Source organism: Erythrobacter dokdonensis DSW-74, assembly GCF_001677335.1.
Taxonomy (GTDB): Bacteria; Pseudomonadota; Alphaproteobacteria; order Sphingomonadales; family Sphingomonadaceae; genus Erythrobacter; species Erythrobacter dokdonensis.
In genome coordinates, this window is the sequence record NZ_LZYB01000004.1 from 312951 (window position 1) to 326419 (window position 13469).

A 13469-nucleotide genomic window follows, 5' to 3' on the forward strand; every position below is an offset into this window, starting at 1 on the left:
CCCGCAAGGGGCGCAGATTAGTCCGCGATCGCGATCAGTTCCACTGTGAAAACCAGTGTCGCATTGGGCGGGATCGGCCCGCGCCCGGCGGGGCCATAGGCAAGGTCGGCGGGAACCGCGATTTCGATCGTCTCGCCCACGCCCATCTGCGGGATGGCCAGCTGCCAGCCCCTGACCAGCCGCCCCAGCGGGAAGGTCGCGGGCGCCCCGCGCGCATAGGAGCTGTCAAACACCGTCCCGTCGATCAGGCGCCCTTCGTAATGCACGGTGACCAGATCGGCGAGGGTCGGCTTGCGGTCTGACGCCAGGTATTTGACCCAGCGCCAGCGCACCCCGCCGGGGATGAAATGCCATCCGTCGGCGGGCGTCAGGCCGAGCAGATAGAGCTGCTGCTGCGCGTGCCAGGCGGGGTTCTGCGCGTCGGGAACGACCGCGCTTTCCTGCGCCTGCGCCGGTTGCGCGGCGAACACCAGCACACCGGCCAGCGCGGCGGCGGGGGACTTGATGATCGGCGGCATTACCAGTCGTAGGCCTTTGGCAAATCGCTCTCGTCAAGATCCTTGTAGCGATCGCGCAGCCGGGTCTGGTGGTTGGTGAGGTCTTGCTCGACCCCGCCGATATAGACCCGCGTGGGTACGCTTCCCACTTCGAGCGGATCGCCGTCCCACAGCACCACATCGCCCAGCGCGCCGGGCTTGAGCACGCCTGCCTTGCCGCCCATGCCGCTGATCTCGGCCGGGACCGAGCTGATCGCGGCGAAGGCCTGGCCCCACTCCATGCCCGAAGCCCCGGGGATGCGGGTCAGCGCGACGAGATTGCCCGCCACCTGCTGCAAGCGGCGCGGGTCCTGCATGGTGGCGGCGTTGATCGCCACTTTCACGCCCGCCCGGGCGAGGCGCCCGGCGTTGGACTGGGTCGCGCCCAGCTGCTCGAAGCTTTCGGGCAGGTCATCGAGCCCGTTGGCGATGACCGGCACGCCTGCGGCGGCGATGTCATTCGCCACCAGCCAGCCCTCGGTCACGCCGACCAGCACCATGTCGAGCGCCGGAAACTCCTGTTTGAGCGCCAGCACGCTGCGGATATCGGCCGCCCGGTCGACCGCGACGTAGAGCTTCTGCTTGCCGGTCACCACCGGCACCAGCGCCTCGGCATCGAAGCGCGAGAGCATCACGTCGTCGCCCTTGGCAATCTCGGTCGTCTGCGGTGTGCCTGTCTTGCCGACCAGCGCCTGTGCTTCGCGCAAGGCGGCCCGCAGCAGGGTGTGTGCCGCGGTGCGGCTGCCGCCCGCGAGCCGCGCCCCGCCTTCGCCCAGCGCCACCATCTGGAAGGCGCGCGGCTGCATCACTGCCTGTGCATCGCCATCCAGATCGATGATGGCGCCCTGCCCTGCAAAGATCGAACCCGTGGGTTGGGTCGTCGTCGCGGCGCGGGTGATCCCTGCGGCGCGGTGGACAAGGATGTGCTGCGACGTCGGGTTGATCGCGCGCGAGGCGTCGAGCGCGGCGCTGAAGGGCGCGCCGCCTGCGCGGATATCGTTCGAATCGCCCACCGCCGACACGTCCGCAAGGCCGAGCGAGGTCAGCGTGGCGAAGATGCCGGGCGTGACCCATGCTCCGCCCGCATCGATGGTCGACCCGCCAGCCGTGGCCGGGGCGCCGCTGGCCGCACCGGCATAGACCACGGTGCCGCCGCGCACGACCACGGTGCCGCCGTCAATCGGCGCGCCGCCATCGCCGATCACGACGCGGGCATTGGTGATGGTGACGTCCTGCGCCAGCGCGGGGGCTGCGGCGAGGGCGAGGCTGCTGGCAGCCATGGCAAGAAGACGCTTCATTTCACATCTCCTTCGCCGGGCTGGCCGAGCTCGAAATCGCTCACCGGGCGGCGTTTGGGATCATTGGCGTCGAACATCAGCGCGCCGTCGATCCAGACCTTCTCGGGCCGCGAATAGACCGACAGCGGATCGCCGTTCCACAGCACCACATCGGCCATCTTGCCTTCCTCGAGGCTGCCGGTGAGGTGGTCGATGCCCATCGCTTTCGCGGGATTATGGGTGATCCACTGGATCGCCACGGCGTCGGGAATGTCGATGCCGAGCCTGAGGCCCGCCTTTTGCGCCTTGCGTGCTTCCTGGTTCAATCGCTGGATATCGTTCGCGTCATCCGAATGGATCACCACGCAGGCGCCCTCGCGCTGGAGGAAGGCGGCGTTTTCGAGGATGCCGTCATAGCTTTCCATCTTGAAGCCGTACCAGTCGGCCCACACCGCGCTGCACACGTCGTTCTCGCGCAGCAGATCGCCAATCTTGTAGCTTTCGACCGCGTGATGGAAGGTCGAAACCTTGTAGCCCATCTCCTTGGCCATATCCATGACCACCGCCATCTCGTCGGCGCGGTAGCAGTGGTTGTGGACGAGGATTTCGCCCTTCAGCACGCCGACCAGCGTTTCCTTGCCCAGATCGCGCTTGGCCTCCTTGTTGTTGGCATAGTCGATCGCGGCGAGCCAGGTCTGGCGGTTGACCGCAAGGTTGCCCATCCGGGTCGAGGGCATGCGTCCGCGGCTGCCGTAGACCCGCTTGGGGTTCTCCCCGCAGGCCATCTTCAGACCATAGGGCGCGCCAGGGAACTTCATGCCCTGCATGGTGCGCGCCGGCACGTTCTTGAGCGTCACCGAACGTCCGCCCATCAGGTTTGCCGAACCGGGCAGGATCTGCAGGCTGGTCACCCCGCCATTGGCGAGCGCGCGGGCAAAGCCCGGGTCCTGCGGCCAGACCGAATGTTCGGCCCAGACATCGGGCGTGGTCGGGCTGGTCGCCTCGTTGCCGTCCGAATGGGCATCGACGCCGGGCGAGGCATAGTCGCCGAGGTGCGAGTGGATGTCGATGATGCCGGGGGTGACGAACTTGCCCGGAGCATCGAACACCGCGATGTCGGCCGGGATCGGGGTGTCAGGCCCGCCGACCGCAATGATCTTGCCGCCCGACATGAACACCACGCCGTTCTCGATCCTGCCGCCCTTGCCATCGAACACGGTCGCGCCGCGGATCGCGGTGGCGACGCCGGGATAGGGCTTGTAGGTCGAGGCGAACACCGCCTCGCCCGGCGGTGTTGCGGCGAGGACGGGGGTTTCGTCTGCCTTGTCGCGCTTCTTGTCCTTGTCGCGCGCGTCCGCGGCGGTGGCACCTGCTACCAGCGCCAGCGCGCTGACGAGTGCGGCCAGCTTGCCCGCACGGGCGGAGAGCGTCTTGTCTGCAAACATTCGAACCTCGCGTTATTCGGATTCCCGTGTTGGAACCGAAAACGCGAGGTTTGTCCATGCCTCTGGACGATTATCGCGTCAGGCGCGGATTACTCTGCCGGACGGGTGGCCGGGTGGATGCCCGCCGCCTGCGCCTCGCCCAGTTCGGCATCGCCGGCCAGCTCGTCATCCTTGAGGGTATCAAGATGCATCAGCTTCCTGATCAGCGGGCTGATGACCAGCACGCCGACGCCGACAGCCACCGCGATCAGGCCGATCTGCGAATAGACATCGAGCACCACCTGCTGCCCGGCGCCCTCGCCTGATGCCTTTTCGGAACCCGTCGCCGCCGCGATCAGCCCGGCAGCGAAGTTGCCGGTGGCCGAGGCGAAGAACCAGGTGCCCATGATGAGGCTCGCCATGTGCGCAGGCGCAAGCCGGTTCATGGCTGAAAGGCCGACGGGCGACAGGCACAACTCGCCGGTGGTGTGGAGCAGGTAGATGAGGAAGATGAACAGCACCGGGGTCGCCACGCCATTGGCCGCACCCGCCACCAGCACCAGGAAGCCCGCGCCCAGCTGTATCAGGGCCAGGCCGAACTTGGCCGGGGCGGAAGGCTCCAGACCCTTCTTTCCGAGCCACGTCCACACCGCCGCGAAGACGGGGGCGAGCAGCACGATATAGGCGGCGTTGACCGACTGGAACACCGAGGCGGGAACCTCGAAGCCGAAGATTTCGCGGTCCACATGGCGATCGGTGTAGAGGTTGAGCGACGACCCGGCCTGTTCGAACAGCGCCCAGAACAGGATCGAGCCGATGATCAGGAACATCGCCGCGAAGATGCGGTCGCGGTCATGCGGTTCGAGCTTCACCACCGCGGTGAACAGCACATAGCCCACCAGCAGCAGGCCGAACCCGCCCAGCAGATAGCCGACCACCGACTGGTTCTGCACCATCCACCAGCACGCGCCCACCGCCGCCACGCCGACCGCGTAGAGGCCCCATTCCGTGCCCTTGTCGAGCGGTTTGGGCGGCTCGCCGCGGCCCAGCAGCAGCGGCTTGAAGCCGACGAACACAATCAGGCCCAGCAGCATCCCCACGCCCGCCGCGCCGAAGCCATAGGCCCAGCCATAGGTCTCGCCCAGATAGCCGCACAGCAGCGAACCGAGGAAGGCACCGAGATTGATGCCCATGTAGAAGATCGTATAGGCCCCGTCGCGCCGCACATCGGTGCGCGGGTAGAGCTGGCCGACGATCACCGAGATGTTCGCCTTGAGGAAGCCCGAGCCGACGATGATGAAGGCCAGCGCCAGCCAGAAGACGCTGAGCGCCGCTGCGTCCTGTCCGCCGTTGCCCTCGAAACCCATCAGGAAGTGCCCGAAGGTCAGCAGCACCGCGCCGTAGGTCACGGCCTTGCGCTGCCCGAGATACTTGTCGGCGAGATAGCCGCCGAGCACCGGGGTGATGTAGACCAGCGCGGTATAGGCGCCGTAGATCACCCCTGCCTCGCCGTCCGAGAACAGCCAGTGCTTGGTGAGGTAGAAGATCAGCAGCGCCCGCATGCCGTAGTAGGAGAAACGCTCCCACATTTCGGCGAAGAACAGGACGAACAGACCCTTGGGGTGGCCGAGGAAGGTCCCGGCGCTGTCCCCGTGCGGAAGCTCAGCAGTGGCCATGAAATCGGATATCCCTAATGCGCGCCTCTCTCCGGCGCGGTCCCATGGCGGCGCACCCTAGCGTTTCATTCGCGCGTGTGAAGCTTTTGTTGCGTTCCGGTTTGCGATCGCGCTGACGGGGCGCAGGTGCCACCGGCAGGCGGCTCCCGAACTTGACGCGCATGGCTGTATTATGGCACTGATGCACCTCGCAAGGGACACCGCTATCATGAACCCCAACCGCCCAAGCTCGAACAGGCCCGTCTATCTCAAGCTGCGCGACCAGATCGCCGCTGCGATTATTGACGGTGACTATCCGGAAGGCGCGATGCTGCCTTCGGTGCGGGCGCTGGCGGCAGAGCAGGGTGCGAATCCGCTGACCGTGGCGAAGGCCTACCAGCAGTTCCAGAACGATGGCTTGGTCGAAGTCCAGCGCGGCGTGGGCATGTATGTGGTGAAAGGCGCGGCCGAACGCCTGCGCGCCCGCGAGCGGGAGGTCTTCCTGCGCGACGAGTGGCCCGAAATCCGCAACCGCATGAAGCGGCTCGGCCTCGATCCGGCGGACATGGCGATATCCACCTGAAATCTGCCAGCCCTCGCAATTATGCACATTGCGAAATTTTCCGAATGCTGACAATCTGTTCATCTCGGGGCCGTGCGGGATTGCATCCTGCCCGCTACCGGGACTAGAGGGGGGCGCCTTTCGGGTCGGAGGCGTTTCGAGAAAACCGCGGGGTCATCCCGCATGCGGCGTCAGATGGCGGGGAATCCGTCCATGGACGTCGGGAGAGCGCCATGATCAGATCCGAGTTGTTGCATGAACTGCACAAGGACAATCCCGAACTGCGTGCCGAGGAAATCGAGCAGGTCGTGGATATCTTCTTCGACGAAATCGCCCAGCGGCTGGCCGAAGGTGGCCGGGTCGAGCTGCGCGGCTTCGGCGCGTTCTCGACCCGCGAGCGCGAGGCTCGCAGCGGTCGCAACCCGCGCACCGGCGAGACGGTCGACGTGCCGGCCAAGCGCGTGCCCTATTTCAAGGCGGGCAAGGAAATCCGCGAGCGCCTGAACGACTGAGATCATGAGTCCGCGCGCGCGGGCAGGCAGGCAGGCTAGGCTGCGGCGCTGAGGCGTTCCTCCTCGGCCCAGCCCGGCGTCGGCAGGCGGCGTTCGCGATCGAGCGCGGCGAATACCGCGTCCGCCAGCCGTTCGTGACCGCCCTCGACCGAAATGTCGACCGGCACCATGCCGAGTGCGTCGAATTCCTGCGCTGCCTCGCTTCCGGCCAGTGCGATGATGCGAGCGATATCGGGCAGGCGCTCCTCGACCAGCGGGGTCAGTTCGCGCGAGGCGGCAAGCTGACCGGTCGCGACCACCACCACTTCGCGCTTGCCCATGCCGATCGCGTCCCAGCTGCGCGGATCGGCAGGGTTGGCATGCAGGACGCGGTAGCCATCGGCCAGCGCCAGTTGGAAGCGCTCATTATCCGGCTCGAGCGCAAGGAAGCCGATGCCGTTGTATTCCAGCGCGTCGGCCACCGCCCGGCCCGCAGGCGTTAGACCGATCAGCACCACCGGCGCTTCATCGCCCGCGAGCTTGGCATCCGGCGGCCCGGCGCGCAGGCGTCCGGCCAGCTTGCGGCCGATATTCGAGACGAACGGCGTGACCGCCAGACTGATCGCGATTGCGGTCACGAGGGTTGAAACCAGCCGTTCCTCGACCAGCCCGGCGATCGCGGGCAGCGCCAGCAGCACCAGCGTGAACTCGCTCCCCTGCCCGAGCAGGAAGCCCAGCTGGATCGAGCCCGGCACCGACCAGCGGTTGACCAGCGCCGCCGCGACATTGAGCGCGCACTTGATCGCGATCAGACCCGCCGCTGCCAGCAGCACCCACAGCCAGTCCTGCGCCAAGGCCGCGGGATCGATTCCGAGGCCGACCGAGATGAAAAAGAAACTGAGGAACAGCCCGCGGAAGGCATCGATCTCGGTCTGGACAAGGATCCTGTAGCGCGAATCCGCCACCGCCATGCCGCCGAGAAAGGCGCCCAGCGTGAGCGAAAGGCCCGCCATGCCGGTCGCCCAGCCCGCTGCCAGCGCAACGAACAGCGCGGTGGCGGTATAGACTTCGGTCGTCCCGGCGCGGGCGACCAGACGGAACAGCGGCTCGGTCAGGAACCGCGCGAACAGCACCGCCACACCGAAGGCAGCGAGCGCCTTGGCTCCGGCCAGCCCCAGCGCGGGCAGCAGCGCGCCGCCTCCGGCGAGTGCGCCTGCGGCAACCAGCAAGAGGATCGCGGCGATGTCCTGGAAAATCAGGATCGCCTGCGCCGCGCGGCCGACCGGACAATCTTCCTGGTCGCGCTCGCGGATCAGTCCGATCACCACCGCGGTCGAAGACAGGCCGAGGCCGAAGCCGACGATGATCGCGAAAGCGGCAGGCAGGCCCAGCGCGGCAAGCAGCGCGGCAAAGGCGCCGCCCGCAATCAGCATCTGCAAGGCGCCGAAGCCGAAGATGGTACCCGCCTCGGCCCTGATGCGGCCGAGCGAGAAATGCAGGCCCAGGTTGAACAGCAGAAACATCACCCCGGCTTCCGCCATCGCGGCGACCAGCGGTCCGCTGAAATCCTGCGCGAGGCCGAGACTCGCGAGCCCCAGGCCGAGGCCGATATAGCCCACCATCGGGTTGAGGCGCAGCGCGCGGCTGGCCAGCGCCGCGGCGATGCCGAGACCCAGCAGCGTGATCGCCGGCTGGATCGTGGCGACCACCGAATGCGCGTCAGATGCCTCGCCCGCCATGCCGCGCCCCTTTTTGCTTCGCTTGCGGGGAGATGGGGCCTCACACGCCCGCTGGCAAGCTCTGGCGCAGCGGGGGCAAATTGTGGCAAGGGCGATGAGCGTCGATGCGGGTGTGGCGGAATGGTAGACGCCGGGGACTTAAAATCCCCTGAGCTTTGCTCGTGCGGGTTCGAGTCCCGCCACCCGTACCAGCAATCCGTGACACAAACCCGTCCGGGGGACGGGTTTGGCCGGATTGCTCCCAAGCGCAAGCGCCAGAGGCGAACAAAGAAGCCTTACCTATTATTGGCCCTCCATTTTCTTAAGGGGCCTCGCGCCATGCCGGCGGGTGTGAACGAAACCGCCCGCCTTGATGCAATCCGCAGCCTCGACCTCGAGAGCAGCGCCGACCGGGCGCTGTTCTCGCGCCTTACGCTGCTGGCGAGCACCATGCTGGACTGTCCGGTCGCGCTGCTTTCGATCGTCGAGGACGACCGCCAGTGGTTCCTCGGCCGCACCGGGTTCGATTTTCCCGAACCCTTGCGCGATATCTCCCTGTGCGCGGCCTGCATCGGCGCGCAGCAGCCGCTGCTGGTCCCCGATGCCCGTTCGGACCATCGCTTTTGCGACAATGCACTGGTCACCGGCGCGCCATTTGTCCGTTCCTATATCAGCGTGCCGATCCGCGGCGAGGAGGGGCTGATCCTCGGGACGCTGTCCGCCATCTCGCCCGAGCCCGATGCCTTTTGCGAAGACCAGATCCCGCCCCTCGCGATGCTGGCAGAACTGGCCGAGCAAAGCATCGCGCTGCATGTGCGCACCCGCGATCTCAGCCGCGCCAATGCCGCCTTGCAGCAGACCTCGCAGGTATTCCGGCAGGCCGAACGCGCGACCAATGTCGGCTCGTGGCGGGTCGACATCGCTTCGCGCCAGCTGTTCTGGTCGGACCAGGTCTATGCCATCACCGGTCTGAAGCCGGGCCATTCGGTCAGTGTGCCCGACGCGGTCGCTCTCTACGAGCACGAGGACCAGGCGATGGTCGCCGCCGCGCTCGAGGCGACGATTGTCGAAGGCAGGCCCTTCAGTTTCGCAACCAGCATCCGCCGCCCCGACGGCCAGAGCCGCCGCATCCGGGTCCAGGGAGAGCGGATCGACGTCGGCGGACGGCCCGACAGCGTCGCCGGCATCATCCTCGACTGTACCGAGGAACATCTGCGCAATGCGGCCCTGAAGCGGGCGGCAGAGCATGACCGGCTGACCGGCCTGTTCAACCGCGCCAGCTTCGACCGCCGGCTTGCCGCGGCCATGCGCAATGCGGACCGCGAGCCGGTGATGGTCGCACTGCTCGATCTCGACGGGTTCAAGGATGTCAACGACACGCTGGGCCATCTGGTCGGCGACCGGGTGCTGGGCGCGATCGCAGCGCATCTTCACCAGAGGATTCGCAGCGGAATGTTCTTGGCGCGCTGGGGCGGGGACGAATTCGCTCTGCTGTTCCCGCCCGAAATGCCGCATGACGAGGCGATCGCCTTTCTCGAACAGCTGCTGGGCGAGCTTGATGACGTTGTCGCGATGGGCAGCACCGCTCTCGTCATCGGCGCGACCTGCGGCGTGGCGCGGATGAACCGGTCCGGCAGCGGAGAGGAAATCATGCGTCGCGCCGACCTCGCACTTTATCGCGGAAAGGAAGAGGGGCGTGGCAGCGTGGTGTGCTGGAATGCGCAGATCGAGGCCCGCCAGAGCGAGCGCCAGCGCGCCATCGCCCGGCTGCGCGCCGCGCTCAACGACGGGCGCGCGGTGGCGGCCTATCAGCCGATCGTCGAACTCGAGACGGGCCGGATCGTCTCGCTCGAGGCGCTGCTGCGGCTGAAGGGCGAGGATGGCGGACTGATCACTGCCAGCGAGATCTTTTCCGCCTTGCTCGATCCGGAAATGTCGCGGCGGGTGTCGCGCGTGATGCTCGACCAGGTGGTGGCAGACGGCCCGGCGATCCTCGCTCTGCTGGGGCCGGAAACGCGAATCGGGCTCAACCTGTCAGAAGCCGACCTGCGCAAGAATGATTTCGTGCGCCACCTGATCGAGGTGGTCGACGACAGCGCGCTGACGCCCGCGAACTTCACGATCGAAGTCACCGAAACCATGCTGCTGGATGCCGGAGGCCAACTGCGCGCCAGCCTTGCGATGCTCGACAATTGCGGCTTCACCATCTGCCTCGATGATTTCGGCAGCGGCTTTTCCTCGCTTACCCACCTGCGCGCCTTCCCCATCCACAAGGTCAAGATCGACCGCGATTTCATCGCCGCGATCGACACGGATCACCAGTCGCGGCTGATCATCCAGGCGATCGTGCAGATGGGCCACAGCCTCGGCTTGCGCGTGGTGGTCGAAGGTGTCGAGACCGAGGCGCAGGAGGTGTTTCTGCGCAGCATCGGTTGCCAGCACGTGCAAGGCTATCGCTATGGCCATCCGGCGCTGATGGAGGAATTGCAGGAACGGCTCGGCCCCTTCGCCGCGCCGTTGCGTCTCAGCGCGTGAGCACGCCTTCGCGCGGCGGCTCGCCGCCGGTGAAGATGAAGGTCGTCACATCCGCGCCGCGGCCAAGATTGACGCGGTTTTCCTGCCTTGCCCAGACATCGGTGAGGATTTGCGAATTGACCCGCACACTTGCCTCGCCATCGGGGCCGGGGGCTTCCTGATAGACCATCAGGCTCCCGCCAGAGATTTCGCTGCCGACATAGGCGGGAGTGACAGCGACACCATTGACCTCCAGCATGAAGCGGGTGGTCACGTAGCGGGCGAAATCCTCGCGGCTTTTCGCGCTGCCGACAATGTCCGGCAGGCGCACACCCTGCTGCCTCAGCGCGTGTTCGGCATCATGCACCGGCACCTGGTGGACGATCTCGATCATGCCCGTGCGCGGATTCACCGAGACCGTGCTGATCGCAATCTTCTGCTGGTGCGCCAGCGCTGCCCCGCCGGCGAGCGGGGCCAGCACCAGCGCCAGCATCAGGACGAGGCGGCGCAGCATCACTTGCGCCCGTCAGGCTCCGCCCCGGCAGCCTCGCCCATCAGGTCGCGGCTGACCCGCGACTTGCTGCGCTCCGACTTGAAGGCCTCGATCCGGCTCGGGATGATACGGCGAGGATAGTGGTTGTTCTCGATATCGGCATCGCCGGTTTCCCAGTCGGGATCGACCACCACCTGCACCAGTTCCTTGCCCTTGGGGAAAACCAGCAGCTTGGCCACGTCGTGGGCGTTGCGGCGCCAGATTTCGGCCGGGATCGTCAGCTTCTCGGTCTTGCCGTCCTTGAAGGTCAGGCCGAGGATGATCGGCATGACAAGGCCGCCCTTGTTCGAGAAGTTGAGGACGTAATAGTTCGCGTCCTCCTTCACCGCGCGATCGAACACCTTGCGCTCCCACGGGTCGAGCCCTTCGAGGAAGCTGGCGTAGCTCTTGCGGTCCTTGGGCGTGACGGTGAATTCGTCGTTCTTGTCATAGAAGTCGGTGACACCGGGGTTTTCCATGACCCAGATCGGCAGGCGCTGCTGTTCATTGAGGCCGATGCCGACCACTTCGGGTTCGGCGGCACGCTCCGCGCGGCGGCGCGGCAGGTCGATGTCGGGATCATTGGTGTCGATCCGCAGCCGGTAGATCGAATCCAGGCTGATATCGACGTGGTCGGTGGTGTAGAACCAGCCGCGCCAGAACCAGTCGAGATCGGTGCCGGATGCTTCCTCCATGGTGCGGAAGAAGTCCGCCGGCGTCGGGCGCTTGAACTTCCAGCGACGGGCATATTCCTTCAGCGCGAAGTCGAACCGCTCGCGCCCGATGATCGTGTCGCGCAGCAGGTGCAGCGCCGCCGAGGGCTTGCCATAGGCATTGGCGCCCAGATTGGTAACCGAATCCGACTGGGTCATGATCGGCTCCTGCTGGCTCGAGACCATGTAGCTGACCATGTCGCGCGGGAGGCTGCGGGTCCAGGGCATGTCCGGATCCCATTCGTAGCCCGCGACCGAATCGAGGAAGGAGTTGAGCCCTTCGTCCATCCAGGTCCACTGGCGCTCGTCCGAATTGACCGTCATCGGGAAATAGATGTGCCCGATCTCGTGGATCACCACGCCGACCAGGAACATCTTCTCGGCCAGCGAATAGGTGCGCGTGCCGTCCTTGTTGAGGGTGGTGCGCGGGCCGTTGAAGGTGATCATCGGATATTCCATCCCGCCGACCGGCCCGTTGACCGATTGCGCGGTGGGATAGGGATAGTCGAAGCTGAAGCGCGAATAGACCTTCAGGGTGTGGACCACCGCGGCAGTCGAATATTTGCGCCACAACTCGCCGCCTTCCTTGGGCCAGAAGCTCATGGCGAGCACGGTTTCGTGCTCTGCGCCGGGCTGCTTCACGCCTTGTGCGTCCCACATGAACTTGCGGCTTGATGCCCAAGCGAAATCGCGCACGTTCTGCGCGGAGAACTTCCAGGTCTTGGTCCCGCGCGGATTGCCGCGCTCGGCAGCGGCAGCTTCGGCCGGGGTGACGATGAACATCGGCGCATCGGCGTTCTTTGCCGCCTCGATCCGCTGGCGCTGGGTGGCGGTCAGCACGGCATCGGGGTTTTGCAGCACCCCGGTGGAAGCGACGATGTGATCGTCGGGCACGGTCATTTCGACCTCGTAATCGCCGAATTCGAGCGTGAATTCGCCGCGGCCCAGAAACTCCTTGTTGTGCCAGCCTTCGTAGTCCGAATAGACCACCATGCGCGGGAACCACTGGGCGAGCAGGAAGATGTCATTGCCGCCCTTCCTCGGATCATCGGGGAAGTGCTCGTAGCCCGAACGCGCGACGACAGCGTCTTCCTCGACGATGTTGAACGCCCAGTCGATGGTGAATTCGGTCGTCTCGCCCGGGGCCAGCGGCGCAGGCAGATCGATCCGCATCAGCGTGCCGACGATGGTGTGCGGCAAGTCCGCGCCGTCCATCAGCCGCACGGCGTTGATATCATAGCCATAGGTGTTGTCCGCCATGGCCTGCTGGCGGCGCAGCTCGTCCATCGAGAGCCTGGTCGGCTCGTTCGCGCTGCCAAGGCTCACCTTCGGCCCGCGCCGTCCGGGGCCGCCGAAAGCGTCGGTCAGCTCGGCCATCGAATCGGTGCGGAAGATGTTCTGGTCGAGCTGCATCCACAGCCACGGCAGGGCATCGGGCGAATTGTTGGTGTAGCGGATCGTCGCGCGTGCGGTGATCCGGCGGCGCGGCTCGTCGAGCGCGGCGGTGATGCGGTAATCGACCTTTTGCTGCCAGTATTCATGCCCCGGCGCGCCGCTGGCATTGCGATACGTGTTGGGCGTGGGCAGCACCTCGTCGAGCTGGCGGAACTTGTCCTCGTAATTGCCCTTGGTCTGCTGGATGCCCTGAGCGGCAGCGGGGGCGGCAAGAAACAGGGCGACGACAAACAGCACGAAACGCAAGGGCGCTCTCCGGATCGGCATTGTGACAGGCAGGTGAACGGGAGACACAGCCGAAAAGTTCCGCGCTGGCAAGGCCCGAATTGTCTTGTGGCGTGCCGCAGCCTATCTGCGGACCATGACAGAGCCCGCCTGGCATGCCCTGCACGAAACCGCCTGTGCGCGCGGGGAGAGCACCTATCGCGATCCCGACACCGGCTACATGGTATTCACGCGGCTGGCGCACCTGAAGCGCGGCAAGTGTTGCGGTTCGGCCTGCCGCCATTGCCCTTACGGTCACGAGGCAGTCCCCAACCGGGGCTGAGACTTGCAAAGCTGCCAAGCTGCGGGAATAGGCAGGCCTCCCAAG

At 66.0% G+C, this 13469-nt stretch carries 11 protein-coding genes and 1 tRNA gene; 5 read left to right on the forward strand and 7 right to left on the reverse strand.

Translation table 11 applies throughout. The annotated features are described in order from the left end of the window. Positions 1 to 17: 17 nt before the first annotated feature. From I603_RS10335 to I603_RS10350, 4 genes are all read right to left on the reverse strand, one after another. Positions 18 to 518 carry an FKBP-type peptidyl-prolyl cis-trans isomerase gene (locus I603_RS10335; protein ID WP_068864716.1) on the reverse strand — a complete coding sequence of 167 codons (501 nt, stop codon included), beginning with the start codon at positions 516 to 518 and terminating at the stop codon, positions 18 to 20. After that, positions 518 to 1834, reverse strand: coding sequence for an amidohydrolase family protein (locus I603_RS10340; protein ID WP_068864717.1), 1317 nt, complete (start codon positions 1832 to 1834; stop codon positions 518 to 520). The genes I603_RS10335 and I603_RS10340 overlap by 1 nt, the downstream gene beginning before the upstream one ends. After that, positions 1831 to 3258 carry an amidohydrolase gene (locus I603_RS10345; RefSeq protein ID WP_068864719.1) on the reverse strand — a complete coding sequence of 476 codons (1428 nt, stop codon included), beginning with the start codon at positions 3256 to 3258 and terminating at the stop codon, positions 1831 to 1833. Before I603_RS10345 ends, I603_RS10340 begins: the two co-directional genes overlap by 4 nt. Positions 3259 to 3347: 89 nt before the next feature. Beyond that, on the reverse strand, positions 3348 to 4913 hold the full coding sequence (locus tag I603_RS10350) for a peptide MFS transporter (RefSeq protein ID WP_068864720.1): 1566 nt from the start codon (positions 4911 to 4913) through the stop codon (positions 3348 to 3350). A 208-nt stretch (positions 4914 to 5121) separates the two neighbouring features. Here I603_RS10350 and I603_RS10355 point away from each other — a divergent pair, with 208 nt between their 5' ends. Continuing rightward, complete coding sequence (locus tag I603_RS10355; protein ID WP_068864830.1) at positions 5122 to 5475, forward strand: GntR family transcriptional regulator; 354 nt, start codon at positions 5122 to 5124, stop codon at positions 5473 to 5475. Between the two features lie 212 nt (positions 5476 to 5687). Then, positions 5688 to 5966, forward strand: a complete 279-nt coding sequence (locus I603_RS10360; protein WP_068864722.1) for an integration host factor subunit beta — start codon at positions 5688 to 5690, stop codon at positions 5964 to 5966. Between the two features lie 35 nt (positions 5967 to 6001). On the opposite strand, the gene I603_RS10365 is transcribed toward I603_RS10360, so the two are convergent. Beyond that, a complete protein-coding gene (locus I603_RS10365; protein ID WP_068864724.1) occupies positions 6002 to 7684 on the reverse strand; it encodes a cation:proton antiporter domain-containing protein in 1683 nt (560 codons plus the stop codon). A 106-nt stretch (positions 7685 to 7790) separates the two neighbouring features. On the opposite strand from I603_RS10365, the gene I603_RS10370 reads away from it, so the two are divergent. Both I603_RS10370 and I603_RS10375 read left to right on the forward strand, forming a co-directional pair. Next, positions 7791 to 7875, forward strand: a tRNA-Leu gene (locus tag I603_RS10370). A 139-nt stretch (positions 7876 to 8014) separates the two neighbouring features. Next, positions 8015 to 10198: a sensor domain-containing phosphodiesterase gene (locus tag I603_RS10375; RefSeq protein ID WP_198157243.1), complete on the forward strand. Its 2184-nt coding sequence runs from the start codon at positions 8015 to 8017 to the stop codon at positions 10196 to 10198. Here the strand turns inward: I603_RS10375 and I603_RS10380 are convergent. Both I603_RS10380 and I603_RS10385 read right to left on the reverse strand, forming a co-directional pair. Then, the gene (locus tag I603_RS10380) at positions 10188 to 10691 is read right to left on the reverse strand and encodes a DUF6702 family protein (protein WP_068864728.1); all 504 of its coding nucleotides are present in this window, start codon (positions 10689 to 10691) and stop codon (positions 10188 to 10190) included. The genes I603_RS10375 and I603_RS10380 overlap by 11 nt on opposite strands. Beyond that, positions 10691 to 13144 (reverse strand): M1 family metallopeptidase, encoded by a 2454-nt coding sequence (locus tag I603_RS10385; protein WP_068864730.1) that lies wholly within the window; start codon positions 13142 to 13144, stop codon positions 10691 to 10693. The genes I603_RS10380 and I603_RS10385 overlap by 1 nt, the downstream gene beginning before the upstream one ends. A gap of 94 nt (positions 13145 to 13238) precedes the next feature. On the opposite strand from I603_RS10385, the gene I603_RS10390 reads away from it, so the two are divergent. Beyond that, on the forward strand, positions 13239 to 13424 hold the full coding sequence (locus I603_RS10390) for a DUF5522 domain-containing protein (protein WP_068864832.1): 186 nt from the start codon (positions 13239 to 13241) through the stop codon (positions 13422 to 13424). Positions 13425 to 13469: the final 45 nt, after the last annotated feature.

What these genes read in the sequence shown, in the direction of transcription:
- I603_RS10335 (WP_068864716.1), bottom strand. Translation starts at nt 518, where the DNA reads ATGCCGCCGATCATCAAGTCCCCCGCCGCCGCGCTGGCCGGTGTGCTG.
- I603_RS10340 (WP_068864717.1), bottom strand. Translation starts at nt 1,834, where the DNA reads ATGAAGCGTCTTCTTGCCATGGCTGCCAGCAGCCTCGCCCTCGCCGCA.
- I603_RS10345 (WP_068864719.1), bottom strand. Translation starts at nt 3,258, where the DNA reads ATGTTTGCAGACAAGACGCTCTCCGCCCGTGCGGGCAAGCTGGCCGCA.
- I603_RS10350 (WP_068864720.1), bottom strand. Translation starts at nt 4,913, where the DNA reads ATGGCCACTGCTGAGCTTCCGCACGGGGACAGCGCCGGGACCTTCCTC.
- I603_RS10355 (WP_068864830.1), top strand. Translation starts at nt 5,122, where the DNA reads ATGAACCCCAACCGCCCAAGCTCGAACAGGCCCGTCTATCTCAAGCTG.
- I603_RS10360 (WP_068864722.1), top strand. Translation starts at nt 5,688, where the DNA reads ATGATCAGATCCGAGTTGTTGCATGAACTGCACAAGGACAATCCCGAA.
- I603_RS10365 (WP_068864724.1), bottom strand. Translation starts at nt 7,684, where the DNA reads ATGGCGGGCGAGGCATCTGACGCGCATTCGGTGGTCGCCACGATCCAG.
- I603_RS10380 (WP_068864728.1), bottom strand. Translation starts at nt 10,691, where the DNA reads ATGCTGCGCCGCCTCGTCCTGATGCTGGCGCTGGTGCTGGCCCCGCTC.
- I603_RS10385 (WP_068864730.1), bottom strand. Translation starts at nt 13,144, where the DNA reads ATGCCGATCCGGAGAGCGCCCTTGCGTTTCGTGCTGTTTGTCGTCGCC.
- I603_RS10390 (WP_068864832.1), top strand. Translation starts at nt 13,239, where the DNA reads ATGACAGAGCCCGCCTGGCATGCCCTGCACGAAACCGCCTGTGCGCGC.